The organism is Aeromonas sp. 600479 (assembly GCF_049175515.1).
GTDB lineage: Bacteria > Pseudomonadota > Gammaproteobacteria > Enterobacterales > Aeromonadaceae > Aeromonas > Aeromonas veronii_A.
Window position 1 is genome coordinate 99861 of record NZ_JAAKVF010000010.1, and the last position, 25909, is coordinate 125769.

General features: G+C 60.0%; 23 protein-coding genes. 15 read left to right on the forward strand and 8 right to left on the reverse strand.

The window, feature by feature from the left end; all coding sequences use genetic code 11:
* The first annotated feature begins 79 nt into the window (after window positions 1–79).
* Complete coding sequence (gene rsmS / locus G5149_RS12230) at window positions 80–235, forward strand: pleiotropic regulatory protein RsmS (RefSeq protein WP_076493688.1); 156 nt, start codon at window positions 80–82, stop codon at window positions 233–235.
* A 47-nt stretch (window positions 236–282) separates the two neighbouring features.
* Here rsmS and G5149_RS12235 read toward each other — a convergent pair whose 3' ends face one another.
* Entirely contained in the window at window positions 283–1125 is an 843-nt protein-coding gene (locus tag G5149_RS12235; protein ID WP_421212513.1) for a LysR family transcriptional regulator, read from the reverse strand.
* A 109-nt stretch (window positions 1126–1234) separates the two neighbouring features.
* Between G5149_RS12235 and G5149_RS12240 the strand changes: the two genes are divergently transcribed.
* Window positions 1235–1756 (forward strand): nucleoside deaminase, encoded by a 522-nt coding sequence (locus G5149_RS12240; RefSeq protein ID WP_421212514.1) that lies wholly within the window; start codon window positions 1235–1237, stop codon window positions 1754–1756.
* Window positions 1749–3023 carry a cyanate transporter gene (locus G5149_RS12245; protein WP_421212515.1) on the forward strand — a complete coding sequence of 425 codons (1275 nt, stop codon included), beginning with the start codon at window positions 1749–1751 and terminating at the stop codon, window positions 3021–3023. The genes G5149_RS12240 and G5149_RS12245 overlap by 8 nt, the downstream gene beginning before the upstream one ends.
* Before the next feature lie 80 nt (window positions 3024–3103).
* Here G5149_RS12245 and rluF read toward each other — a convergent pair whose 3' ends face one another.
* Together rluF and G5149_RS12255 are read right to left on the reverse strand one after the other, a co-directional pair.
* On the reverse strand, window positions 3104–4120 hold the full coding sequence (gene rluF, locus G5149_RS12250) for a 23S rRNA pseudouridine(2604) synthase RluF (protein WP_421212516.1): 1017 nt from the start codon (window positions 4118–4120) through the stop codon (window positions 3104–3106).
* Entirely contained in the window at window positions 4110–4232 is a 123-nt protein-coding gene (locus tag G5149_RS12255; protein WP_258721269.1) for a hypothetical protein, read from the reverse strand. Before G5149_RS12255 ends, rluF begins: the two co-directional genes overlap by 11 nt.
* A 345-nt stretch (window positions 4233–4577) precedes the next feature.
* On the opposite strand from G5149_RS12255, the gene G5149_RS12260 reads away from it, so the two are divergent.
* Complete coding sequence (locus G5149_RS12260) at window positions 4578–6158, forward strand: alpha/beta hydrolase (protein WP_421212517.1); 1581 nt, start codon at window positions 4578–4580, stop codon at window positions 6156–6158.
* A 123-nt stretch (window positions 6159–6281) separates the two neighbouring features.
* Here the strand turns inward: G5149_RS12260 and G5149_RS12265 are convergent, their stop codons facing one another.
* Window positions 6282–6650 (reverse strand): VOC family protein, encoded by a 369-nt coding sequence (locus G5149_RS12265; protein WP_127005825.1) that lies wholly within the window; start codon window positions 6648–6650, stop codon window positions 6282–6284.
* A 204-nt stretch (window positions 6651–6854) separates the two neighbouring features.
* Window positions 6855–7118: a hypothetical protein gene (locus G5149_RS12270; protein WP_042056561.1), complete on the reverse strand. Its 264-nt coding sequence runs from the start codon at window positions 7116–7118 to the stop codon at window positions 6855–6857.
* Between the two features lie 214 nt (window positions 7119–7332).
* On the opposite strand from G5149_RS12270, the gene G5149_RS12275 reads away from it, so the two are divergent.
* The 9 genes from G5149_RS12275 (at window position 7333) to gloA (ending at window position 18233) form a co-directional block, all read left to right on the forward strand.
* Entirely contained in the window at window positions 7333–10476 is a 3144-nt protein-coding gene (locus tag G5149_RS12275) for a DUF3427 domain-containing protein (RefSeq protein WP_421212528.1), read from the forward strand.
* Window positions 10477–10657: 181 nt separating this feature from the next.
* Window positions 10658–11239 carry an electron transport complex subunit RsxA gene (gene rsxA / locus G5149_RS12280; RefSeq protein WP_005337600.1) on the forward strand — a complete coding sequence of 194 codons (582 nt, stop codon included), beginning with the start codon at window positions 10658–10660 and terminating at the stop codon, window positions 11237–11239.
* 2 nt (window positions 11240–11241) lie between these two features.
* Entirely contained in the window at window positions 11242–11820 is a 579-nt protein-coding gene (gene rsxB / locus G5149_RS12285) for an electron transport complex subunit RsxB (protein ID WP_108541074.1), read from the forward strand.
* A gap of 14 nt (window positions 11821–11834) precedes the next feature.
* Window positions 11835–14591 carry an electron transport complex subunit RsxC gene (gene rsxC, locus G5149_RS12290; protein ID WP_421212518.1) on the forward strand — a complete coding sequence of 919 codons (2757 nt, stop codon included), beginning with the start codon at window positions 11835–11837 and terminating at the stop codon, window positions 14589–14591.
* Window positions 14592–14602: 11 nt separating this feature from the next.
* Window positions 14603–15655: an electron transport complex subunit RsxD gene (rsxD, locus tag G5149_RS12295; protein ID WP_005337606.1), complete on the forward strand. Its 1053-nt coding sequence runs from the start codon at window positions 14603–14605 to the stop codon at window positions 15653–15655.
* Between the two features lie 43 nt (window positions 15656–15698).
* Entirely contained in the window at window positions 15699–16331 is a 633-nt protein-coding gene (gene rsxG / locus G5149_RS12300; protein ID WP_335862891.1) for an electron transport complex subunit RsxG, read from the forward strand.
* A 15-nt stretch (window positions 16332–16346) separates the two neighbouring features.
* Entirely contained in the window at window positions 16347–17108 is a 762-nt protein-coding gene (locus tag G5149_RS12305) for an electron transport complex subunit E (protein WP_421212519.1), read from the forward strand.
* A 13-nt stretch (window positions 17109–17121) separates the two neighbouring features.
* A complete protein-coding gene (gene nth, locus G5149_RS12310; RefSeq protein ID WP_005337609.1) occupies window positions 17122–17763 on the forward strand; it encodes an endonuclease III in 642 nt (213 codons plus the stop codon).
* Window positions 17764–17819: 56 nt separating this feature from the next.
* Window positions 17820–18233, forward strand: coding sequence for a lactoylglutathione lyase (gloA, locus tag G5149_RS12315; protein WP_421212520.1), 414 nt, complete (start codon window positions 17820–17822; stop codon window positions 18231–18233).
* Window positions 18234–18317: 84 nt separating this feature from the next.
* On the opposite strand, the gene G5149_RS12320 is transcribed toward gloA, so the two are convergent.
* Both G5149_RS12320 and G5149_RS12325 read right to left on the reverse strand, forming a co-directional pair.
* Entirely contained in the window at window positions 18318–19193 is an 876-nt protein-coding gene (locus tag G5149_RS12320) for a flagellar protein MotY (RefSeq protein ID WP_005337611.1), read from the reverse strand.
* Between the two features lie 68 nt (window positions 19194–19261).
* Window positions 19262–21235: a methyl-accepting chemotaxis protein gene (locus G5149_RS12325; RefSeq protein WP_421212521.1), complete on the reverse strand. Its 1974-nt coding sequence runs from the start codon at window positions 21233–21235 to the stop codon at window positions 19262–19264.
* Between the two features lie 292 nt (window positions 21236–21527).
* On the opposite strand from G5149_RS12325, the gene G5149_RS12330 reads away from it, so the two are divergent.
* Window positions 21528–22445, forward strand: coding sequence for an autotransporter domain-containing protein (locus tag G5149_RS12330; RefSeq protein WP_227343024.1), 918 nt, complete (start codon window positions 21528–21530; stop codon window positions 22443–22445).
* Window positions 22446–22551: 106 nt separating this feature from the next.
* Here G5149_RS12330 and katG read toward each other — a convergent pair whose 3' ends face one another.
* Window positions 22552–24738 (reverse strand): catalase/peroxidase HPI, encoded by a 2187-nt coding sequence (gene katG / locus G5149_RS12335; RefSeq protein ID WP_421212522.1) that lies wholly within the window; start codon window positions 24736–24738, stop codon window positions 22552–22554.
* A 257-nt stretch (window positions 24739–24995) separates the two neighbouring features.
* Between katG and G5149_RS12340 the strand changes: the two genes are divergently transcribed.
* Window positions 24996–25868: a nuclease-related domain-containing protein gene (locus tag G5149_RS12340; RefSeq protein WP_111899528.1), complete on the forward strand. Its 873-nt coding sequence runs from the start codon at window positions 24996–24998 to the stop codon at window positions 25866–25868.
* The last annotated feature ends 41 nt before the right edge of the window (window positions 25869–25909 follow it).

Sequence of the window (25909 nt, forward strand, 5' to 3'; positions counted from 1 at the left end):
ACCCGACAGAGCGGGCGCTTTCGGCCAACGACGGCGCCCCTGTATAATCCCCCCTCTTCCCGCAACCGGAACCCTGCCCATGTCACTGGAAACTGCCCCGCCCGAGGTGAAACTCGCGGTGGATCTGATTGAACTGCTGGAAACCAATGAGCTGGCCCCCGAGCTGGTGCTGGCGGCGCTGACCATCGTAAAAAATGACTACGAGCGCAAGCTGGCGGAGGGGAAGGATCACTGATCCCCCCGTTTTATCTTTCCGACTTCAGTTTTTCACCACATAGCCACTCACTGCGGCCCCATCACCTCGTCACAGAGGGCGATTAGGGCCGCACTCAAGCGGGTGAGCGGCTCGCTCCCGCTTCCCCCGGCATGGAGCGCCAGCTCCACCGGCGCCACCTTGGGCCACTGGGTCAGCGCCAGCTGATCGGCGGGCATCAGCCGTTTGGGCAGCAAGCTCACCCCGATCCCCGCGCTCACCGCCCCCTGCAAACTGGCGAGGCTGGCGCTGACATAGGCGATACGCCAACGCCGCCCCAGACCATCGAGCGCCTCGGTCATCTGGCGCCGATAGAGCCCTTCGCTCGGGAACACCACCAGCGGCAGCGGATCCCGTTCCCGGGCGGGCCAGTCGCGGCTATCGACCCACACCAGCGGCTCACTCCAGCTGGCGAGCGGCGAGCCCTGTCCGCGCACCTGCTTGACCAGCGCCAGATCCAGCTCCCCCGCCGCGAAGCGCTGCCAGATGTGGTGGCTCAGGCCGCTCTCCACCTCCAGCCGCACTTCGGGGTAGTCGCGGGCAAAGGCGGCCAGCACCGGGGTGATGGCACCGGCGGCGAAATCCTCCGGCACCCCGAGGCTGAGGGATATGCTCCCCTCGCTCACCTGCTCCTCGGCCTGTGCCAGCAGCGCCAGAATGCGGCGGGCCAGCCCCAGCAGCTGCTCCCCCTCGGCCGTCGCCACCACCTGCCGACCGGAGCGATCCAGCAGCGGGCAGCCGATCTGCTGTTCGAGCCTGCGCATCTGCTGGCTGATGGTGGATTGGGTCAGATGGACCCGTTCACCGGCCCGGGTGAAGCTGCCGGTGTCGATAATGGCGACAAAACTGCGCAGTAACAGGGGATCCAGCATGGGTTTCTCCATTTATAAAACCACTGAAACTCATTTTATCATTTAATTTCCAAATGGTTTGTTTCGCCGCTAGGCTGGCATTTGTTCAGTCAAATCAGGGTTTTTCATCATGTCACAGCCTCTTGTAGCGTCTACCCCTCTTCGCTCGCTCACCCCATCAACCTCACTCCAGACTCACCGACAATGGCTGGAGCAGGCGGTGCAACTGGCAAGAGAAAATCATCAGCAGGGTGGCCGCCCCTTCGCCGCCCTGCTGGTGCGCGATGAGCAGCTGGTGGCGAGCGCGGTCAACGGCATCCATCTGGATGGGGATCCGACCCGTCACGCCGAGCTGGAGGCGCTGCGCAGGGCAAGCCAGTGCGGGCCGCTCGCGGGCAGCATCGTCTATGCCAGCGGTCACCCCTGCCCCATGTGCCTCGGCGCGCTGGTGATGAACGGCATCGCCGCCGTCTACTACGCCTTTGATAACGCCGATGCAGCCCCGTTCGGCTTTGACAGCACCGCCGCCTATCAAAAGCTGGGGCTGCCGCTGGCGCCGCCACCTCTGCCACTGGTCAAACTGGCCGTCACCCTGACGGCGGCAGACCTCTACGGCCACCAGCCGCAACAAGCAGCGCCTGATCATGAGTAAGGGGACAAGCGAACGCCCGGCAGAGGCGCGCCGCCAGCAGTTTGCCCTGCTGGTGCTGGTGATCCTGACTGGCCTTAACCTGCGCCCCTTTCTTACCGCCATCGGCCCGCTGAGCGGCGAGATTGGCCGCGCCCTGTCGCTCGAGATGGATACCCTGGCCTGGCTCACCCTGCTGCCGCTGTGGCTGATCGGGGTCGGCGTGCTGCTCACCCCGCGCCTGCGCAGCCTTGCCAGTGCTATCACCCTGCTGGGGCTGGCCCTGCTGCTGCTCACGGCGGGCAGTGCCCTGCGTTTTGATGCCCAGAGCGGCGCCCTGCTGATCACCACCGCTGCCCTCTGCGGCCTGGGTTCGGCGCTGGTGCAGGGGGTGCTGCCCGCCCTTATCAAGCAGCACTTTGCCCGCAAGGTGCCGCAAGTGATGGGGATCTTCTCTGCCTGCATGATGGGGGGCGGGGCGCTCGGCGCCAGCCTCACGCCACGGTTGGCGGCGAGCCTCGACTGGTCGCAGGCACTGGCGATCTGGAGCCTGCCGGTGCTGCTGGCCCTCGTCTGGCTAGGGTGGAAAGTGCGTCTGCCACGGGCCACGGCGGTCGCCATTCCACACGGCGAACAGCGGCTAATCACCCTGCCCCGCAGCTGGTTGCTGATCGTCTGCTTTGGCATCATCAATAGCGGGTACGGCATCGTGGTGGCCTGGCTGGCCCCCGCCTATATGGCGCAGGGCTGGAACGCTGCGCAGGCTGGCGAGCTGGTTACCTGGCTGGCACTGGCGCAGACCGCCAGCGGCCTCGGCTTGCCGCTGCTGGCCGCCCGCAGTCAGGATCGGCGGCCATGGATGGGGTTGGCCATCGCCATGCAGCTGGCGGGATTTGGCGGCCTCTGGCTGGCGCCAGCCAGTGCCCCCATTCTCTGGTGCATGCTGTGCGGTGCCGGTCTGGGCGGCAGCTTTTCGCTGATCATGGTGATAGCGCTCGATCACCTGCCCGACCCGCGCCGCGCCGGCACCCTGAGCGCCCTGATGCAGGGCTTCGGCTTTATGCTGGCCGCCACCGGCCCCTGGGTCGCCGCCCGCCTCTATCACCTGTTCGGTGACTTCGCCGCCGCCTGGCAGTGGCAACTGGGAGGCTTGCTGCTGATGAGCCTGCTGGTGCTGCGCCTCGACCCGCGCCACTACCCTCGCGTCATGGGGTTACCGACCGCCAGCGAGCCAACCCTTTCGGCGCCCCTCCCAACCAGCTCTGCGGCCCAAAGCAACACACCGGCCTGAGGCCGGTGTGTTGGAGATAATAGTGTTGGGGATAACCGTATTGGAGATGACTGGCGGCTGATGCCACTCAGAGGGGCAACTCAGCGCCCCTTCTTCTGCCGTCCGGTGTTAGCGGTGCGCGGCTTGCCAGCGGCCGGTTTGCCACCCTTGGGTGCCCCTTTGCCAGCACCACCTTTATTGGCAGCACCTTTGCCCGCGCCACCCTTGCCCACCGGCAGCTTCTTCTCGAAGGCTTCCGGGCCCGGCACATTGGGACGCCCGCCAATCTCATGATCATCATCACGGCGCGGCTTCTTGCCTTGGGCCGGTTTGGCGCTTGGCGCCGCAGGGGCCTTGGCCGCCTTCGGTTTGTCGCCTTTGGCCGGTTTCACCTCGGAGGAGGAGTCCTCAATCAGCTTGAACAGATCGATCAGCTCGTCGTCGGTCAGATCGCGCCACTCGCCCACTGGCAGCCCCTTGAGGCTGACATTCATGATACGGATACGCTCGAGCTTGGTCACTTCAAAACCGAAGTACTCGCACATGCGGCGGATCTGGCGGTTAAGCCCCTGCACTAGCGTGATGCGAAAGACGAACGGCGCCTCTTTCTTCACCTTGCACTTCTTGGTCACAGTACCGAGGATCGGCACCCCGGCCGCCATGCCGCGCACAAACTCGTCGGTCACCGGCTTGTCGACGGTCACCAGATACTCTTTCTCGTGATCGTTGCCCGCCCGCAGGATTTTGTTGACCAGATCGCCGTGGTTGGTGAGGAAAATCAGCCCCTGCGAATCCTTGTCGAGACGCCCGATGGGGAAGACCCGAGTGCTGTGGTTGACGAAATCGACGATGTTGTCCTTCTCGCCCGCCTCTGTGGTACTGACGATACCCACCGGCTTGTTGAGGGCGATCAGCACCAGACTGTCCGCCTCGCGCGGCTCGATCACCTGACCGTTCACCTTGACCAGATCGCCAACCTGCACCTGATCGCCAATCCCGGCGCGCTTGCCGTTGATAAAGACATGGCCCTGCTCGATAAAGCGGTCGGCCTCGCGGCGCGAGCAGATACCGCTCTCGCTGATGTATTTGTTCAGGCGCATGGATTCGTTAGCCAGCATGGGGCACCTGCCACAAGTTCTGGGCCGCGCCCGGTTGTGCCATCGCCTGTTCCGGCTGCGCCGGGGAGGCTGTCTGCTGCATCAGCCAATTCACTACGTCAAAGTTCTGCATACCATTCCATCTTCAAAAAAGGCCAATGCCAGCTTATCCATCAAAAAACGCCGCTACAGTAGCATAATTGCCCTCTTTAAGGGGCAGATAGTTGCAAGTTCGCAGCACCCAAGCGGGCATCTGCGGATAAGTTCACGCCGCCAGATGGCCCGCGATGCAGCCTTCGAACGGCCAGCCTGATGCCAACGGCGGGATTAGGCGCCCACAGCCAGCGCGGACGAACGCCATCAACTATACATATCACCTTGTTTCCATTAGGCTTTAAGCCGGTTGGCTACGCCCGATGTGCTGCGCCAAACTTGCCCGCCCAGAGGCGGATCCCCCCCTATCGCCAAGGATTGCACCATGCTGGCTCACACTCGCCGCCTCATCCGCCGTGCTCTGCTGACCCTGTTGCTGCTGTTGCTGACCGCATGGGCGGTGATCGCCTACTTCGCCTGGCAGGCAGCGCCGCTGCAGCTGTGGCACACAGTGGTGCCCCCCGAACTCAGCGCCGATGAGCTCGACAGCAGCGACTGGCAAGCCTATCTGGCCCGCGAAGCAGAGCTGTTCGAACTGGTAGCCACCGAGGTAGTCGCCAAAGCGCCGCCCGATCAGCAACTGGCCAGCAATCGCTACTATCAGGACGCCCCCATCAATCCCGCCCGCTTTCAGCAGAACTGGAACCGCTCCTACCTGCTGCGCCCCGAGGGGGAAGTCAAAGGGGTGGCGGTACTGCTGCACGGCCTGACCGACTCCCCCTACAGCCTGCGCCATCTGGCCAGACGCTATCAGCAGCAGGGCTTTATCGCGCTGGGGCTGAGGATCCCCGGCCACGGCACAGTGCCCGCTGGCCTCGTGGATGTGGATTGGGAGACCTGGCTGGCCGCCACCCGACTGGCGGTGCGGGAGGCCAGATTGCTGGCGCCGGGCAAGCGGCCGCTGCATCTGGTGGGCTTTTCCAACGGCGGCGCGCTGGCGGTGAAATATGCGCTCGATGCGCTGGCCGACCCGAGCGGCACGCTGGCAAAACCGGATCGGCTGGTGCTGATCTCCCCGATGATCGGGGTGACCCGCTTTGCCCGCTTCGCCGGGCTCAAGGCCGTGCCTGCACTGCTGCCCGCCTTTGCCAACGCAGCCTGGCTCGACACCATGCCGGAGTTCAACCCGTTCAAATACAACTCGTTTCCGGTCAACGGCGCGCGCCAGTCCTACCGCCTGACCCACGCCATCCAGCAGCAGGTGCGCCAACTGGCTGCCAGTGGCGAGCTGGCGGCGTTTCCCCCCGCCCTCACCTTCCAGTCGGTGATGGACTATACCGTCAGCACCCGCTCCATCATTGCCGATCTCTACCACTACCTGCCGGCCAACGGCAGCGAACTGGTGCTGTTTGATATCAACCGCAGCACCCTGTTTGGCCCGCTGATGAGCTCGGCCTCCGAGCTGGCGCTGCACCGCTTGCTGCCAAACGCCCCCGGGCACTATCGCCTCACCGTGGTGGGCAATGTCGCACCAACCGCCCCCGCGACGCAGGCCAGAACGCTGGCCAGCGCAGATCAGCCTGAGCAGCTCCGCTCGCTGGGTATCGACTATCCCAAGGAGATCTACTCCCTCTCCCATGTGGCGCTCCCCTTCCCGATGGACGACCCCCTCTATGGCATGGCAGCGCGCCCGCAGCAGCGGGAGCAATACGGCATCAACCTCGGTGGTCTGGCCCTGCGTGGCGAGCGCGGCGTGCTGATCGTCAACCCCGGCGCCCTCACCCGCACCTCCTCCAACCCCTTCTACCCCTATCTGCAGCAGCGGGTGATGGAGACCCTCACCGCCCCTCCCGTCGCCCCGTCTGCCGCCGTAACCCCAACCAGCAGTGGTCAATATGATGCGGCCTATCAGGCCGAACTGGAGCAGTTTTTACAGGAGAGCGACGAGAGCAGCGCGCCTTTCTAGGGCGTGTGTGGCGAATCGGCGAAGCTGCGCGGGCACTTGGCGCGATAGCGATACGAGAAAGGGGCCGTCAATTGACGGCCCCTTTCTATTGATGATGGCGATGGAACTGATGGCTTGGTGGACTCAGGGATAACGGCTGACCTCAATCAGGTTTTGGTCTGGATCGAGGAAATAGACAGATTCTATAGGCCCGCAAGCCCCGCTTTTGGTCACAGGCCCCTCGACAATCTCCACCCCGTGGCAGGCCAGCTGGGCCATCACCTGCTCCAGCGGCCAGCGGGTGATAAGGCAGACATCCCCCGACCCCACCTGCGCCCGATTGCGTGGTTCCTGCCCCAGCAGTTGCAGATTGATCTTCTGGTTGCCAAACCCTACCGCCCGGCGCCCCGCACCGAAGGTGATGGCCTCCATATTGAGCACCGAACTGTAAAACGCCACGGCCCGTTCGATATCGCTGACCGTCAATACCAGATGGTCGATATGGCTGATCATGGTTACCTCCTGGTGGTGATCTGGCTGATGTGACTGACATATGCCCGCAAGCATCCGACTGTCGTCGCCACGGCGGGCTACCCCATCATACCCGGCAAGGGGAAGCCCATGTGTGCCGTGACGCGCAAAGCGAGCGCAAATGATGATGTAATTTTTAAGGGGTGTTCAGTTGGGCGTTGCAATGGCTGCTGTTGTCGCGTTTGGCTAACTCTTCACTGGCATTAATGCTTCTGGAGTCATCACAATGAGCGGGATGGCCAGCGCCTGACTCAACCGCTCCGCCAGTTCGTAGGCAGGGCCGATGGTGTCGTAGTCTGCCACACAGGTTGCCAAGGCACAGCCGTTGCTCTCTTCGACTCGCAGGTAAACGCTGTAGCCTTGAACGGTCAGACCGCTGTCACGCACCACCTGTATCTCACCTTCCTGATTGATGGCCTCCAGTTCAACCGCTACCGGTTTCTTGAACATCTGTACTCCTCAGTCACTGCAGATAGTGGCAGTAATAAAGCCCTGCATGGGGTAAGAAAAAAATGCTGCCACATCTTGAATCTGTGAGCCACGTGAAAAAATTAATAATACGGGCTCCATAACCAAACATGCCACCGATAATAACATGCTGATTTAGATGAAAAAAATGATATTATCTCTTTCTTCTATAGACAATGTTCGAGGCTCGTGCGTGATGCAACAATGCGGTATTTATGAACAGCTCATTACTCAACTGCTGACATCTCGACTCGACCGCGAGCACTTTTACGTAGGGGAACGCCAACTTGAACCTGCCGAAGCGGCAGTTTGGTTATCCAGATTTCTGAGTCGGGTTTTGGAATATGCGGTGGGTTCGGTAACTGGAGAGAATCAGCTGCAACGGCAGATTGAGCTGGCTAACCAGTTATTGCTTTGGCTAAGGGATCGCACCCAAGACCCAGACTTTATTGGCGAGAACCTCATCGATAGTCAGGGGAAAATTCTGACCGCGCTCTACCAGTTGGATAACCCCATCTCCGCCAATTTAAAGCAATATGCCGAGGATATTTTCCCTCTGACAGGTCTCACTCAGAGCGAACTGTTTTGTGGCAGCAATGCGGGTTTGTCGATGGAGTCGGAGATTAAACGGGAGATATTGTCTGCAGATAGCATCTGCTGGCTGGTCTCATTTATCAAATGGGCAGGTATCCGGATTTTCCGTCATGAGCTGGAAGAGTTCACTCGCAGCGGCCGCCAATTAAAAGTAATTACTACCTCTTATATGGGAGCGACCGATGCCAAGGCAGTTGAATTTTTAGCCAACCTCCCAAATACCGAGGTCAAACTCAGCTATAACACCCAGCGCGAGCGATTGCATGCCAAGAGCTATCTCTTTTGCCGAAATACCGGCTTTCATACCGGCTATATAGGTTCCTCCAATCTCTCTCACTCTGCCCTCACCAGCGGTTTGGAGTGGAACCTAAAAATCACCTCGCAAGAGATCCCTCATATTATCGAGAAATCCCTGAGTACCTTTGAAACCTATTGGGAATCCGATGATTTTGAGCTGTTTGATGGCAAGCTCGAAAGCCGTACAAAATTGCAGCATGCGCTGCAAGAGGCCCGTGGGGATGGGGACAAAAATAGCCCTGCCTATTTCTTTGATATCACGCCGTTTCCCCATCAACTGGAGATCCTTGAACAATTGGCGATGGAACGCGCTTTACATCAGCGCTTTCGTAACTTGGTGGTAGCGGCTACCGGTACAGGGAAAACCCTGATATCCGCCTTTGATTTTGCGCGTTTTTTGAAAACCAAACCCGATGCCAAGTTTCTGTTTGTCGCCCACAAAGAGGAGATCTTGCGCCAAGCATTAGCCTCGTACCGCGGAGTGCTCAAGCAATCCAATTTTGGCGAACTCTTGGTCGGCGGCACCGTGCCAACCCACTACCGTCAACTATTTGCCTCGGTGCAATCCTTAAATAACCAGCTGGCTAATTTACGTCTTAGCCCAGACTATTTCGATTACATCGTCATTGATGAGGTTCACCATATTGCTGCGGCCAGTTATCGTGGTTTGCTCGCCGCCTTTGAACCTCACATTCTGTTGGGATTAACCGCAACGCCAGAGCGCCATGATGGCGATGATATTCTTGCCGACTTTTGTGGTGTCATCGCAGCAGAGATCCGCTTGCCCGAGGCCATCAATCGTCGCCATCTCTGTCCGTTCCAATATTTTGGTATCGATGATGATACTGACTTGCGCCAAGTGGCTTGGAAAAATGGCCGTTATGACATCACTGAACTCACCAATATCTATACCCACAATCAGCAGCGGGTACAGAAAATAGTCCAGAGCCTCAATGAGATCGTCACCGATATTACCAAGATCAAAGCACTGGCATTTTGTGTGAGCCGTGAACATGCCGACTTTATGTGCAAGGCATTTTTATTGAAGGGCATCAAGGCTGACATCCTCACCAGCGATAACCGAGACGAGCGGCATAGTAAACAACAAGATTTGCGTACCGGCGTTATCAATATTCTCTGCGTGGTGGACATCTTCAACGAAGGGGTTGATATCCCGGAAGTCGATACCTTGCTGTTTTTACGACCAACGGAAAGTCTCACCATCTTCTTACAGCAATTAGGGCGCGGCCTGCGGCTGGCGAGCGATAAAGAGTGCTGCACCGTGTTGGACTTTGTTGGGAATGCCCGTGCGGAGTATGACTTTGCCCAGAAATTCCGGGCACTGGTGGGCAAAACCAACAAGGCGATCAGCCACGAAATCAAACAGGGCTTCCCTCACGCCCCCTTGGGCTGCCGCATCGAACTCTCAAAACAGACCCAAGAGTTAATTCTGAGCAATATCAAAAAGGCGACCCTCAATACCTCGCGCCTCATGGGCCTGATCCGCCGTTTCTCACTGGATTGTGATTTACCGCTGACGCTGGCGAACTTTTTGAAGTTCTACCCTCACATCAGCCTTGAGGAGATCTACAAGCGCGGTAACTGGAGCGCCTTGGTCAAACAGGCTAGCAACCATACCATTTCTGAAATGAGCGATGAGAAGCTGTCGACCCTCTACACCCGGGCCATCAAAACCCGGCTATTGGGCTGCGATGCGCTCCATTACTTGAAATTCTTACAAACCTTGGTGGCAGACGCCTTTACCTTAACGGCCGAACACGATGAACGTATGGCCTTGATGTGCCATTACGACTTCTGGCAACAGAGCGGCCCCAATGCAGGCTTTAGCTCCTTGGCGCACAGCCTGAAACAACTCAATCAACCAGAGTTAAGGGCCGAGCTGGCAGATCTGTTGCCCATGCTGCTCAACCGGGTGCAACACGAACAAAGCGCCATGCCAAACCTTCCCGGTAATCCGCTGCAACTGCATGCTCGCTATGCCAGAGAGCAGGTGCTGGTTGGCTTTGGCGCGACCACCTTCGCGCAGCAACCCACGGCTCGCGAAGGGGTCTATGTCATCGCAGAGCAAAATATCGAGTTGCTGTTCGTGACCTTGAACAAAACGGAACAGCACTTCTCCCCCACTACCCGTTATCACGACTACGCCATCAACGAGTCGCTGTTTCATTGGCAGAGCCAAAACAGCGCTCGCCCAGAACGGGGTAAAGGGCTGAGTTACATAAACCACAGAGCAGAAGGTAAGCGCTTGTTTCTGTTCGTTCGTGAGCAGAGCAAAGATGAATTTGGCCACACCCTTGGCTTTGTGAACTTTGGTGAGGTGGAGTACGTATCCCACACTGGCAGCCAACCGATGAACATTAAATGGCGTCTCACTACTCCGATGCCGCCATTTATGTGGAAAGAGGCCGCCAAACTGGCTGTTGGTTAGTAAGGCTTCTCACCCGGTGGGAAGATGACGCAAAACCCACCGGATTCTCGCCCAAAACCCCGGCTAAATTATCCAGTTGCATAATAACCATGCGGCCTTGCGGTTGTTTAACTGGCCCTAACGTCAGATAATACCGCCCGCCTTCAAACCCCGATAACCCGACTTTCAGTGACGGTAATTGATGACTGAGTACCTGCTTTTATTGATCGGCACCGTGCTGGTTAACAACTTCGTGCTGGTGAAATTCCTCGGCCTCTGCCCTTTTATGGGGGTCTCCGGCAAGCTGGAAACCGCCATCGGCATGGGGCTGGCGACCACCTTCGTGATGACCCTCGCCAGTGCCAGCTCCTATCTGGTGGAGCACTATATCCTGCTGCCGCTGGATATCGCCTATCTGCGCACCCTCGCCTTTATTCTGGTGATCGCCGTGGTGGTGCAGTTTACCGAGATGGTGGTGCGCAAGAGCAGCCCGACCCTCTATCGCCTGCTGGGGATCTTCCTGCCCCTCATCACCACCAACTGCGCGGTGCTCGGGGTGGCGCTGCTCAGCATCAATGAGCGACACGACTTTATCCAGAGCGTGATCTACGGCTTTGGCGCCGCCACCGGCTTCTCGCTGGTGTTGATCCTGTTTGCCGCCATGCGCGAGCGTCTGGTCGCCGCCGATGTGCCCGCGCCGTTTCGCGGGGTATCGATTGCCATGATCACCGCCGGTCTGATGTCGCTGGCCTTTATGGGCTTTACCGGCCTAATCAAGATATAACCATGATCCATATTCTCTTTGCCATTCTGGTGCTCACCCTGCTGGCGCTGGCGTTCGGGATTATCCTGGGCTTTGCCGCCGTCAAGTTTCATGTGGAAGCAGACCCCATCGTCGATCAGCTCGATGCCCTGCTGCCCCAGACCCAGTGTGGCCAGTGCGGCTATCCCGGCTGCAAACCCTACGCCGAGGCGCTCGCCAACGGCGATCAGATCAACAAGTGCGTGCCCGGTGGCGAGGCCACCATGCGCAAGATTGCCGATCTGATGGGGGTCGAGCCCCAGCCGCTGGGGGACAGTGACGAGGCCGCCGTGCCAGTCAAAAAGGTCGCCTTTATCCACGAAGATCAGTGCATCGGCTGCACCAAGTGCATTCAGGCCTGCCCGGTGGATGCCATCGTCGGCGCCACCAAGGCAATGCATACCGTGATTGCCAACGAGTGCACCGGTTGCGATCTCTGTGTTGATCCCTGCCCGACCGACTGCATCGAGATGATCCCGGTGCCCACCACGGTCGATAACTGGAAGTGGGATCTCAATAACGTGCATGTTCCGGGCAAGATTCCGGTCAAGATAGTGGAATAAACAGCGGAGCAACCATGCATTCCTTACTCGAACGTATCAAAGCCGGCACGCTCTGGGACTTTCACGGTGGCATTCACCCCGCCGACAACAAGCTGCAATCAAGCCAGAGCCCGGTGGTAGACGCCGGTCTGCCGCCACGCCTCATCATTCCGCTGCGCCAGCACGCAGGCGCCGCCGGCGATCTGCTGGTGCAGGTGGGCGACAAGGTCAAAAAAGGGCAGCCGCTGACCCGTTATGCCAAGGGGCGGATCGTCCCTGTCCATGCCTCCACCTCTGGCACCATCACCGAGATTGGCAACCACACGGTTGCCCACCCCTCCGGGCTCGGCGATCTCTGTGTCATTCTCACCCCCGATGGGGAGGATGAGTGGGGCGAGCGCAATGGCAAACCCGATTACTGGAATCTGGAGCGGGGCGAGCTGCTCGAGCGCATCCAGCAGGCGGGGGTAGCGGGCCTTGGCGGCGCCGTATTCCCCACCCACAGCAAGCTCGACGGCCGCGGCCAGCTCACCGAGATCCTGATCGTCAACGGGCTGGAGTGCGAGCCCTATATCACCACCGACGATCGGTTGATGCAGCAGTATGCCGACGAGATCATGGATGGCATCCGGGTGCTCAAGCACCTGCTCAAACCGAAACTCACCCTGATCGGGGTAGAAGACAATAAGCCCGAGGCGATCGAGCAGCTGACCCGCCACGCCATCGATGAGGATGTGCTGGTCAAAACGGTGCCGACCAAGTACCCCTCTGGCGGTGCCAAACAGACCATCGAGCTGCTCACCGGCCGTCAGGTACCCAAGGGGGGCCGCGCGGTCGATATCGGCATCATGGTGCTTAACGTGGCCACCGTGTTTGCCATCAAACGCGCCATTATCGACGGCGAGCCGCTGATCGAGCGGATCGTCACCCTCACCGGCGACAGCTTCAAAAAGCCCGGCAACGCCTGGGTGCGCCTGGGTACGCCGGTGCGCTGGCTGTTGCAGCGTTTCGAGCTGCAACCGGAAGCGGAGCAGCGAGTGATCATGGGTGGCCCCATGATGGGCTTTACCCTGCCCCACGCCATGGTGCCTGTGGTCAAGGCCACCAACTGCCTGCTGGCGCCGACGCAGGCCGAACTGCCTGCCCCCGGCCCGGAGCAACCCTGCATCCGTTGCAGCGCCTGCGCCGATGCCTGCCCGGCCACCCTGCTGCCGCAAGAGCTCTACTGGTACAGCCGGGCCAAGGAGTATGACAAGGCCGAGAAGCTCAACCTGATGGACTGCATCGAGTGCGGCGCCTGCGCCTGGGTCTGCCCGAGCGAGATCCCGCTGGTGCAGTACTACAAGATCGCCAAAGACGACATTCGCGAAGCCCGTGCCGAGGCCGAAAAGGCCGAGCGCGCCAAGCAGCGTTTCGAGGCCAAGCAGGCCCGTTTCGAGCGGGAGAAAGCGGCCCGCGAAGCGCGCCATGCCGAAGCAGCCGCCCAGCGCCGTCAGACCATGACGGCCGCAGGCGGCGAAGATCCGGTGGCAGCGGCTCTCGCCCGCATCAAGGCCAAGCAGGATGCCCCCATCACTGCCATTGCCGCCACCGCCGAGGGCTTGCCTGACAACAGCGCGGTGATTGCCGCCCGCGAAGCCCGCAAACGGGAAGCGGAGGCGCGCCGCGCCGCCAAGCTGGCGGAGAGCGCAAACAGCGACACTGCCGCCGCAGCGCCCCAATCCGCCGAGGCGGTTGACCCCGCCAGCGATCCCAAGAAAGCGGCCATCGCTGCCGCACTGGCCCGCGCCAAGGCCAAGAAAGCCGCTCAGGCTGGCGATAGCGCCGAGCCTGTGACTGCCGAAGCCGTTGCTGCCCCTGCAGTAGTAGATGCTGCTCAGCAAAAGGCAGAGGTTGATCCGAAAAAAGCGGCGATTGCCGCCGCCATCGCCCGAGCCAAGGCCAAAAAGGCCGAGGCGAATGGTGAACCGGTAAGCACAGCCAACAGCGCGGTAGCAGACGCAGGCTCGCAAGGCGATGCGCCATCTGCTGCCAGCGAAGCAGTTGATCCCAAGAAAGCGGCTATCGCTGCCGCCATCGCCCGGGCCAAAGCCAAGAAGGCCGCCCAGCAGAGCGACAGCGCTGAGGGCGATCTGACTGCAACCGCAGGCACCAGCGAATCCGCTGCAACCCAAAACGATGCGCCATCTGCGGCCAGCGAAGCGGTCGATCCCAAGAAAGCCGCTATCGCTGCTGCCATTGCCCGCGCCAAGGCCAAAAAGCTGGCCCAGCAGGGCGAAAGTGCCGGTGCTGAGGGTGCGCAGAGTGAGCCAACTGCCAGCGAGGAGACCCGCGACGTGGCGGTAGCCAAGAGCGAAGTAACCACCAGCCACAGCGATACGGCTGCAAGTGAAGCGGTCGCTCCCAAGAAGGCCGCTATCGCCGCAGCCATCGCCCGTGCCAAAGCCAAAAAGCTGGCCCAGCAGAGCGCAAGTACCAGTGCTGAGGTAGAAAATGCCGGTGCTGAGGTAGAAAGTGCCGGAACTCAGGTAGAGAGTGCCGGAGCTGAGGGTGAGCGCGCACTGGCTGAGCCGATGCAAACCGATGCAGCCAGCAGTGAGCAACCACTTGCCGTCGCAGAGGCTCCTGAAGCGAGCGCCCCTGCGGCTGATGCCCCGGTTGATCCGAAAAAAGCGGCCATTGCAGCCGCCGTGGCCCGCGCCAAGGCGAAGAAGCTGGCAGCCGAGGCGGCCAGAGCCGCAGAGACCGCCGCTGAAGATGCCCCGTCAGCCGACCGAACAACCACAAGGTAATCGACAGACTCATGTTCAATATCGCGACTGCGCCGTTTGCCCATAACCGCAAACAGACCCGAACCCTGATGCTGCTGGTGATCCTGGCCTGCGTGCCGGGCTTGCTGGCCCAGACCTGGTTCTTCGGCTGGGGCTCCTTTATCCAGATCCTGCTGGCGCTGGTGACTGCGCTGCTGTGCGAGGCGCTGGTGCTCAAGCTCCGTGGCCGCGCCATCAAACCAGCCCTGATGGATGGCAGTGCGGCGCTCACCGCCGTGCTGATCGGTCTCTCCCTGCCGCCGCTGCTGCCGTGGTGGATGCTGGTGGTGGGCACGGCCTTTGCGATCATCGTAGCCAAACACCTTTACGGCGGACTGGGTCAGAACCTGTTCAACCCGGCCATGGTCGCCTATGTGCTGCTGCTGGTCTCCTTCCCGGTGCAGATGACCAGCTGGCTGCCGCCGGAGAGCGTGCGCGCCTACAGCCTCGGCTTTGGCGATGCAGCGTCGGTGATCTTCACCGGCTTTAGCCTCGACGGCTACAGCATGGCCCAGCTCAAGCAGGGGGTGGATGGTCTCACCATGGCGACTCCGCTCGATACCCTGAAAACCGGCCTGACTCAGGGGCTCACCACCGGCGAGATCCTGAGCGGCCCGCTGTTTGAGGGTTGGGGCGGCATCGGCTGGAGCTGGGTCAACCTCGGCTATCTGCTGGGCGGCCTGTTCCTGCTGCAACAGAAGGTGATCAACTGGCGCATTCCCACCGCCATTCTCGGTGCCCTGCTGGCGGCCTCCACCATCGGCTATCTGGTGAGCCCGGATGCGACTGCCACGCCCATGTTCCATCTATTCAGCGGCGCGACTATGCTGGGAGCCTTCTTTATCGCCACCGATCCGGTCAGTGCCTGCACCACGCCGCGTGGCCGACTGGTCTATGGCGTGCTGATCGGGGTGCTGGTCTACATCATTCGCCGCTTTGGCGGCTATCCGGATGCGTTCGCCTTCGCCGTGCTGCTGGCCAACCTTTGTGTGCCGTTTATAGACAGCCTGACTCGCCCGAAAGTGTATGGAGCTCGTCGCCAATGATGTTTCTGCCCTTTTCCCCCATCACAGCAGACGGAGCCCGGACATGTTAAAGAGCATGCGCAAGAACGGCCTTATTCTGGCGATGTTTGCGCTGGGCTGTACCGCGCTGGTGGTACTGACCAACGAGTTGACCAAGGATAAAATCGCCCACCAGCAGCAGCTGGAGAAACAGCAGATCCTCTCGGTATTGCTGCCGGAGGGAAGCTATGACAACGATCTGGTGGCCAGCTGCAAGCAGGTGACCAGCAGGAAATATCTCGGCAGTGATCAACCCCAGGCCCTCTATACCGCCAGCAAAAATGGCGTGGTAACCGGCTATGCGCTGGAGGCGATCGCGCCGGATGGCTACAGCGGGGCGATCCGCATCGTGGCGGGCTTTGATGCCAAGGGCACCATCACAGCCGTGCGCGTGCTCGCTCACAACGAGACCCCGGGCCTCGGTGACAAGATCGAGCTGAAGAAATCGGACTGGATCAACAGCTTTGCCGGAAAATTCCTGACCCATGACAACGAGCCCCAGTGGGCGGTGAAGAAGGATGGCGGCGAGTTCGATGCCTTTACCGGCGCCACCATCACCCCGCGAGCCGTGGTCAAGGCGGTGAAGAACCTGCTTAAACTGCAGCAGGAGCAACCCGAACTGCTCAGCAACGCCCCGGCTTGTCCGGCGGCGAACTAACGGAGTCGAGCCATCATGAACCAGATGGAACAGATTGAAACGGGCGCAACCCCGCTTGCCGAGCTGGAAAGCCGCAAGGGCGAGCTCAAGGAGCTGATGAGTCAGGGGCTGTGGAAGAACAACCCCTCGCTGGTGCAGGTGCTGGGGCTCTGCCCGACCCTCGCCGTCTCCTCCACCTTTACCAATGCGCTAGGGCTGGGCCTTGCCACCATGGCAGTGCTGGTCTGCTCAAACCTCGCCGTCTCGCTGGTGCGCAACTGGGTGCCGAAGGATATTCGCATCCCGGTCTATGTGATGATCATCGCCTCGCTGGTGACCAGCGTACAGCTGCTGATGAACGCCTACACCTATGGCCTCTATCAGGCGCTCGGCATCTTTATCGCCCTCATCGTCACCAACTGCGTCATCATCGGCCGCGCCGAGGCCTATGCCTCCAAGAACCCGCCGCTGCTGGCGGCACTCGATGGCCTGATGATGGGCCTTGGCTTTACCCTGGTGCTGCTGGTACTGGGCGGCATGCGCGAGATCATCGGCATGGGCACTCTGTTTGATGGCGCCGAGCTGCTGCTGGGCGAGTGGGCCAAATCCCTGCGCATCGAGCTGTTCCACGCCGATGCCAGTCTGCTGCTGGCGATTTTGCCGCCGGGCGGTTTTATCGGGCTGGGACTGCTGATCGCCGCCAAGAACGCCATCAACGACTGGCGGGACCGCAAACAAGCATCCACAGTGGTCCACTGCAACGTTGCCCCGGCTCGCGTCCGGGCGACCGAACTATGATCGGACGCAAGGCATGAATAACCAGAAACGCAGAGAGATCCTCGAGCGACTGCGGGAAAACAACCCCCACCCCACCACAGAGCTCAATTTCAACTCGCCATTCGAGCTGTTGATCGCCGTGCTGCTCTCGGCGCAGGCAACCGATGTCAGCGTCAACAAGGCGACCGACAAACTCTATCCGGTGGCCAACACCCCGCAAGCAATGCTGGATCTCGGGGTGGACGGGCTCAAGGAGTACATCAAGACCATTGGCCTGTTCAATACCAAGGCCGAGAACGTCATCAAGACCTGCGCCATCTTGCTGGAGCGCCACGGAGGCGAGGTGCCAGAGAACCGCGAAGCGCTGGAAGCCCTGCCCGGCGTCGGCCGCAAGACCGCCAACGTGGTACTCAACACCGCCTTTGGCTGGCCCACCATCGCCGTCGATACCCATATCTTCCGGGTATCGAACCGCACCGGCTTTGCGGTAGGCAAGAACGTGGATCAGGTGGAGGAGAAGCTGCTCAAGGTAGTGCCCGCCGAGTTCAAGCTGGATGTTCACCACTGGCTGATCCTGCACGGGCGTTACACCTGTCTGGCTCGCAAGCCCCGTTGTGGTTCCTGTATCATCGAGGACTTGTGCGAATACAAAGAGAAGGTCTATCCAGAAAGCTGATGGCCTCGCAACCGAGATTGAAAGCAGTACACATCACCAACCCGGAGAACTGAGCAATGAGAATTCTGCATACCATGCTGCGTGTCGGCGATCTGCAACGCTCCATCGACTTCTACACCCGCGTCCTCGGCATGAAGCTGCTGCGCAAGAGCGAGAACTGCGAGTACAAGTACACCCTGGCCTTCGTCGGCTACGGTGACGAGAAGGATGAAGCGGTGATCGAGCTGACCTACAACTGGGGGGTGAGCGAGTACGAACTGGGCTCTGCCTACGGCCACATCGCGCTGGAAGCGGACGACATCTATGCCACCTGCGAAGCACTGCGCGCCGCCGGTGCCAAGATCACTCGTGAGCCGGGCCCGGTCAAAGGCGGCACCACCGTCATCGCCTTCGTCGAAGATCCGGACGGTTACAAGATTGAACTGATTGCCAAGAAAGATGCCGGTACCGGCCTGGGTGACAGCTTCTAAGCTGCCCTAATCCCGCTGCTGAATAGCAGGATCAAAAAAGAGCGCATCTGCGCTCTTTTTTATGCCTCTTTGCCGGGGACAGCACTAGATCTCGCCATTGCGCCCCATGCTGATCACCACCCGCCGGTTCTTAGCACGACCCTGCTCCGTTTCGTTGGAGGCGACGTGCTGCTTCTCGCCATGCCCCTCCACCGAGATCTTGCCGGGATCGATCCCCAGATCGACAAACACCTTCTTGATGGCATCGGCCCGCTTCTCGGAGAGTTTCAGGTTCGGCCAGCGGCCGCCATAGCTGTCGCTGTAGGCGTCGATCACCACCACGTCGATGCTCTTGTCCGCCTTGATAAACTCGCTGATCATCGCCAGCCGCCGCTTGGAGGGGATGGAGAGCTGATCGCTGTTCTTGTCGTAGGTGAGCACGCTAAAGGCGATGTCGTTGAAGCTGTAGGGCAACAGCCCGCTCAGACAGTCGATAAATGCCTGATATTTCACCCGAAAGTTGACCGACGAGAGGGACACTCGCACCGCGCGGTTCTGGCGATACCAGTCCCGATACTGGAAGGTCGGCATCCGCCCCCCCTCCAGCTCGTCGAGCATGGTCCAGGCGGTTTGCCCCTCCACCAGCCCATCGAACTGTTGATAGAAACGCAGTTGACTCACTTCTCGCCCGGCTATCCCCGGGCGCCATACCGGCGGCATGATGCCAAGACTCACCGTCTGGGTCTGGGCCTGTGGCCGCTTGCCCTTGAGCTCGAAGTCGAGGTTGATCTTGCGCCCGGCGCGGCTGACAAAAGCCCCCGTTCCCCAGTTGGGAATAGGATGCTCGAGGCGGCACTCAATCTGGGTATCGGAGGTCAAACGCCAGACGGATTGATCCAGACCGGCACCAAATTCGGTGACCCCAGCCTGTAACTGCATACTCACGGATATGCTGACCAACCCCAACACCCAAGCGTTCAATTGCTTGCCCTCCACACGATCTCACAAGGGGTATCGGCCAGGGAGGGACAAGCTTTAGCGCAAATGGATCAGTGGGGAGAGGCTCTCTCTATCAACTTGAAGCTGGCAATTCGTCCAGCCAGCTCCCGTGCCAACTGATCCAGTTCGACACTATTCTGCTGCAGGGTGACCGAGTGCTGGCGATGGGCCTCGTACACTTCGCGGATGGTCATTACGTTGTGCTGGATATCGTCCGTTACGTAGCGCTGCTGCTCGGTTGCGGTAGCCACCTGCGCCGTCATGTCACTCACCTTACGCACCTCATTGACGATGTCGGTCAGCTCGTGACCCGCCCGCTGCGCTTCACTGACGCTGAGGCCCGCCTGCTCGCTGCCCGACTGCATGGCCACCACCGCCTGACGGGCTCCAGCCCGCAAACGAGAGAGCATCTGTTCGATATCATCTGCCGCCTGCTGGGTACGGGCAGCCAGTGAACGTACCTCATCGGCGACCACGGCAAAGCCGCGCCCCGACTCACCGGCACGGGCTGCCTCAATGGCGGCATTGAGGGCCAACAGATTGGTGCGATCGGAGATCTGCTTGATGAGGTTGAGTGCCTCGACGGCGGACTCGGTATCCTGATGCAGGTTGTTGACCAACAGCCGGGTCTCGTCGAGGGTGCCGGCCACCTGCTCGATGGCGGCGATAGTCTGATCCACCTCCTTGTCCCCCTGCCGGGCACGGCCAATGGCCTGCTGGGTCGCCAGTGAGGTCTGGGTCGCATTGCGAGCAATTTCGGCCACCGTCGAAGCCATTTCCGTTGCGGCGGTGGCAACCAGTTCAACCTGACCGACGCCACGCACCACACCTTCATTCACTTCGGCAATCACCTCGCTGGAGTTGCTGGCACTACGGGTCAATATCTCACAGGAGCGGCGCACCTCCAGCAACAAGCCTTCCAGATGCTGCAGAAAGTGGTTGAGATCCCGCGCCAATGCCCCAAGCTCGTCACCCGATTGCCAGTTGACCCTCACCGTCAGATCATTGTCATTGACGAGCCGTGAAAAGGTGCGATGCAGAGCGACGAAGCCCAGATGCACATCCCGCAGCACCTTCCAACTGATGAGGGTAGTCAACAGCAGGCAGCACAGCACCGCCATAGCCCCCCACCAGAAGTTGCGCTGACTCTCTCCCTGCATCTGCTCAACCCGTTCGAACAACTGCTGGAAGAGCTGATCTTCGCCCTGTTTGAGCTGGTCGATCTTCTCGGTGCTCACGGCAAACCAGCGCTCCGGATCGACGCCAAAGCTCCCCTCGGTCATCTTGCCCAGGGCGAGCTGCTCATATTTCGCGACCTCTGCCATCACCGGACTCTTCTCAATTTGCTCAAGCAGGCGTCGCTGCGGCTCGCTTGCCACGGCGCGAAAACGCTCCAGATAGCTCTGCTGGGCAGCGAGCAGGGACATAAATTGCTGCAAGGTAGCCGGGGTGAAACTCCCTTTGGCAAAGACATTGCTGAGGGTCGCCCGCTCCATCCCCATACGCTCCTTGTTTTGCAAAAATGCGGCGTAGGCATTGGTCTGCAAGGCAATAGCGGCATCCTGGCTACGCAGACTAATCTCATCCACGACCTTGAGCAGAGAAGCAATCAACTGGCTATAAAAGGCGACCTGACGCGGGACCTCTATGGCCAGTTTGTCCACCTGATTGCGGATCCCCATCAACTCGCGCAAAGCCAGATCCACCTGCTCGTGGGCAACCCCCCTCTCCAACCCCTGAAAGCGATGAATGGCTTCATCAACCTGTTGCCGCTGACGTGGCAGGGCATCTGCAAATTTGCGCCCTTCAGAGCCGATAACCCCCGCCGACATGCCACGCTCCTTTTGCAGCTCGTGCACCAACTGGGCGCTGCGTTCGACCACAGCCAGCTGCTGCAGGGCTTGCGTCATCTCATGGGTCACCCGATATCTGTCGTATGCGTAGTGGCTGGCGAAAAACAGCAGCGCCAATAACGGCAGGCAAATTGCCAGCAACATCTTGCCGGCCAATCCGAGTCTGTTCATCCCGCACTCCTGTCATTTTTATCAACGCGTTGATTATATCCGGCCTGCTCGCTTATGCCGCTGACGACATCTGCCATTGGCCAGAACCATGAGCTGCATCAACCATTTTCTGTAGATGGCCACGCAGCCCCCCCATAGCCCAGCCCAATGGTCAGGTCGAGACAGCCAGAGAGAAACTCGCTACAGTAGATCAGGGCGACAGGAGGTCGCTTGTTTGGGGAATCCAGCCATGAAACACCCGCTCTGCCCGCTTTACCGTCTGGGTTGCGCCCTCTTCGCGGCGACCCTGCCCATGGCGTCACTCGCGGCCAGTAACAACCTTGACGATCAGGAGGAGGACTGGGCGCAAAAACGGGCCAATGCGGTGATCTCGCTGATGACTTTCAGCGTGGTGCCGGACATCACCGCCAGCAACCTGGACATCGGCAGCAGCACTGGCCAATCTTCTGCGCTCAACATGGGGCAACTGGGAGGCGGCGCAACCCTGAGCGAAGCCGTGCCCATCTATCTGGAGGGGGCGCTGGGCTACAGCCGCTACGACCCCCAGTTTGTGATAAGCAATGGTACCGAGAGTCGCACCATACCGACCAAGTGGAATAGCCTGACCGCTTCGGGCGGGATCGGCTGGGATGTCACCCTTCACAAAGATCCGCGTGGCGGCCACTGGGTGCTGCGCCCCATAGCCAACGTCTCGCTCGGTACCATGGCCAGCGACCTGCGGATCGGCAACTGGCTGCTTGATCGTACCAAGGGCTACTCGCTGGACTTTCTCGATGGGGGTCAGCTCAATATGTACGGGCTGGGTGGCTCGCTGATGCTCGATTACGAACTCTTTTCACCGGCCCAGGACATAGATGCCGAACTGCGCTACTCCTATCAGCACCTGCAGAGCTTTGGCGGCACCTCGACCAGCGTCCGTGGTCACGCCGAGGCGGAGAACCTCGGCCTCTATCTGCGCCGCCGCGCCCCGCTGTTCCACTGGACCCTGCTCGACAGACCGGTGCGCTATGTACTGGAGGGGGCCCATACCGCATATCTGGGGGAACAACGGGGGTTGCTTGGCTTTGACTCCCTCAACTCCATCGGCGCCGGTCTGGAGCTGGATAGCAGCAAGTACGACATCATTGTCACCCGTACCCGGCTGGTTGCCCGCTACATGTTCAGCCACAACACCAGCGGTTATTCCATTGGGCTGGCCATGAGCTTCTAACCCGGACTGCCAGAGGGGCATCCTCCGAGTCGCACCATGCAGCTATCACCGCCACCATAAAAAACGCCAGCCTTGCGGCTGGCGTTCTCATAGGGGTTGAAGCGACTTATTTCAGATCGAAACGGTCATTGTTCATCACCTTGACCCAGGCCTTGACGAAGTCTCGGACGAACTTCTCCTTGCCATCTTGCTGGGCATAGACCTCGGCGTAGGCACGCAGCACCGAGTTGGAGCCAAACACCAGATCAACCCGGGTAGCAGTCCACTTCACCGCACCACTCTGGCGATCCACGATCTGGTAACTGTTGCGGCCAGTCGGCTGCCAGCTATAGGCCATGTCGGTCAGGTTGACGAAGAAGTCGTTGCTGAGCACACCGACCCGGTCGGTAAAGACGCCGTGGGCCGACCCGCCATGGTTGGTGCCAAGCACCCGCATACCGCCGACCAGCACTGTCATCTCGCGGGCGGTGAGCCCCAGCAACTGGGCTCGGTCGAGCAGCATCTCCTCCGGCTGCACCTTGTAATGTCCCTTTTGCCAGTTGCGGAAACCGTCGTGCACCGGCTCGAGGAAGGCGAACGACTCGGCATCGGTCTGCTCGGCGCTGGCATCGCCGCGGCCCGGCGCAAAGGGAACGACGATATCAACGCCGGCCAGCTTGGCCGCCTGCTCTACCGCTGCACTGCCCCCCAGCACAATCAGGTCGGCGATGCTGACCGGCTTGCTCAGGGAGGCCTGCAGGGCGATCAGGGCGTTGAGCACCTTCTCGAGGCGAGCGGGCTCGTTGCCTTCCCACTCTTTCATCGGCGCGAGACGGATGCGAGCACCGTTGGCACCACCGCGATAATCGGAGCCGCGGAAGGTGCGGGCACTGTCCCATGCGGTGGCGATCAAATCGGCTGGCGCCACGCCGCAGGCCAGCAGTTTGGCCTTGATCTCACTCACCTCTTTGTCAGAGAGCTGGTAATCCACCGCCGGAACCGGATCCTGCCACACCATGACTTCGCTCGGCACTTCTGGCCCCAGATAGCGGCTGCGCGGCCCCATGTCGCGGTGGGTAAGCTTGAACCAGGCGCGGGCAAAGGCGTCGGAGAAGAGCGCTTGATCCGCGGCAAAGCGCTCGGAGATCTCCCGATAGACGGGGTCAAAACGCAGCGCCATGTCCGCATCGGTCATGATGGGGTTGCAGCGGATAGAGGGGTCTTCCACGTCCACCGGACGATCTTCCTCCTTGATGGCGACGGGCTCCCACTGCCAAGCACCGGCCGGGCTCTTCTTGAGCCACCAGTCGTGGCCCAGCAGCATCTTGAAGTAGCCGTTGTCCCAGCGGGTCGGGTTGCTGGTCCAGGCACCTTCGATCCCGCTGGTCACCGTATCACGGCCGATACCGCGGCTCTCGTGGTTGATCCAGCCAAGCCCCTGTTCGTGCACATCCGCCCCTTCGGGGGCTGGTCCTAGTTTGGCTGCGCTGCCGTTGCCGTGGGCCTTGCCGACGGTGTGGCCACCGGCGGTGAGGGCGACGGTCTCTTCGTCATTCATCCCCATACGGGCAAAGGTGACGCGCATGTCGTGGGCGGTTTTCAGGGGATCGGGATTGCCATCCACCCCTTCCGGGTTGACGTAAATCAGCCCCATCATCACCGCGGCCAGCGGGTTCTCCAGATCCCGTTCGCCGCTGTAACGGCTCCCTTCGCTACCGCTCGGTGCCAGCCACTCCTTCTCGGAACCCCAGTAGACATCTTTTTCCGGATGCCAGATATCCTCGCGGCCACCGGCAAAGCCGAAGGTCTTGAGCCCCATGGACTCATAGGCGACGTTGCCCGCCAGGATCATCAGGTCAGCCCAGGAAATCTTGTTGCCGTACTTCTGTTTGATCGGCCACAGCAGACGGCGTGCCTTGTCGAGGTTGCCGTTGTCAGGCCAACTGTTGAGGGGGGCGAAGCGCTGGTTGCCGGTGTTGGCACCGCCGCGCCCGTCGGTAGCGCGATAGCTGCCGGCGGAGTGCCAGGCCATGCGGATCATCAGGCCGCCATAGTGACCCCAGTCTGCCGGCCACCAAGGCTGGCTGTCGGTCATCAGGGCATGCAGATCTGCCTTGAGGGCATCGTAATCGAGGCTGTTGAAGGCATCGGGATAATCGAAAGTCTCATCCATCGGATTGGTCTTGCTGTCATGCTGGTGCAGGATGTCGAGGTTGAGGGCATTGGGCCACCAGACTTGATGCTCCTGGCTGGCAGAGGTATTGGCACCGTGGGCAAAGGGGCACTGACCGGCCCCGCTAGCGTGTTTGTCCATCTATCAGATCCTCATTGTGGTCATAATGACGGCGAAACCCTTCGCTTCGCAGTAGAGACTAGCCTACCCCCCACTAGCCACTTAAAAAACCGAATAAAAAAGTTCAATTCAATCTAGTTTTGCGATTGAACTATCTCGTCACCGGGTAACAAACAGAACAATGCAGGCGCTTGCAGAGTAGTAGTGGCATAGATCACACACGCTTGTTGAACCCACTGTTAACATGTTGCCATTGCACATCAGACGACAGCGTTGAAATGGACTTCACTCCCGTTATTGCGGTTCTGCTGGGCCAGTTCTGGTATCTGCTGCCCCTGTTGTTGATTGCCACCCTGATCAAAACGCCCAGGTTCAAAGGGATGGTTGGGGAAGCATTTATCAACTTGGGCATCCGGCTTTTTCTCGACAGGCAGGAGTACCACCTGCTCAAGGATGTGACGCTGCCAACCCCGCAGGGCACTACCCAGATCGATCATGTGATCGTCTCGCGCTTCGGGCTGTTTGTCATCGAGACCAAGAACATCAAGGGGTGGATATTTGGCAATCCAGCCCACAAGAGCTGGACTCAGCAGCTCTATCGCCGCAGACATACCTTTCAAAATCCCCTGCGCCAAAACTATCTGCACCTGATGACGCTCAAATCCTTGCTGGGCCTTGCTGATCATCAGCTCCATTCGATTATCTACTTTATTGGCGACTGCACCTTTAAAACCCCCATGCCGGATAACGTGATGAACCGCGGGCTTATTCGCTATATCAAGAGTAAAACCACTCAGGTGCTGACCCCTGCCGAAGTCACCAGAGTGATCGACACCATCCAGCGGGGACGACTGGCCGCCAATTGGCAGACCCATAAACAGCATGTGGCTCAGTTGAAAGCCCGTCACAGCGAGGTTCCCCGCCCGCCTTTATCCGTAGCTGCAATGCCTGTGGTCAATCAGGTGGTGAACGCCGCGCCAACCATCACCGAATCGCTCACCCAAGCAAATCCACTATGTCCCAGATGCGGCAACCCGATGGTATTGCGTACCGCCAAACGGGGGGATAACCGAGGCAATCGGTTTTGGGGATGCAGTGGATACCCCAAATGCAGATTCATTGTAAATCTCACGGGGAACAGCAAGGCATGAACTGCCACACAAGGGGAAACTCACTCTTACATCAAGGGCGG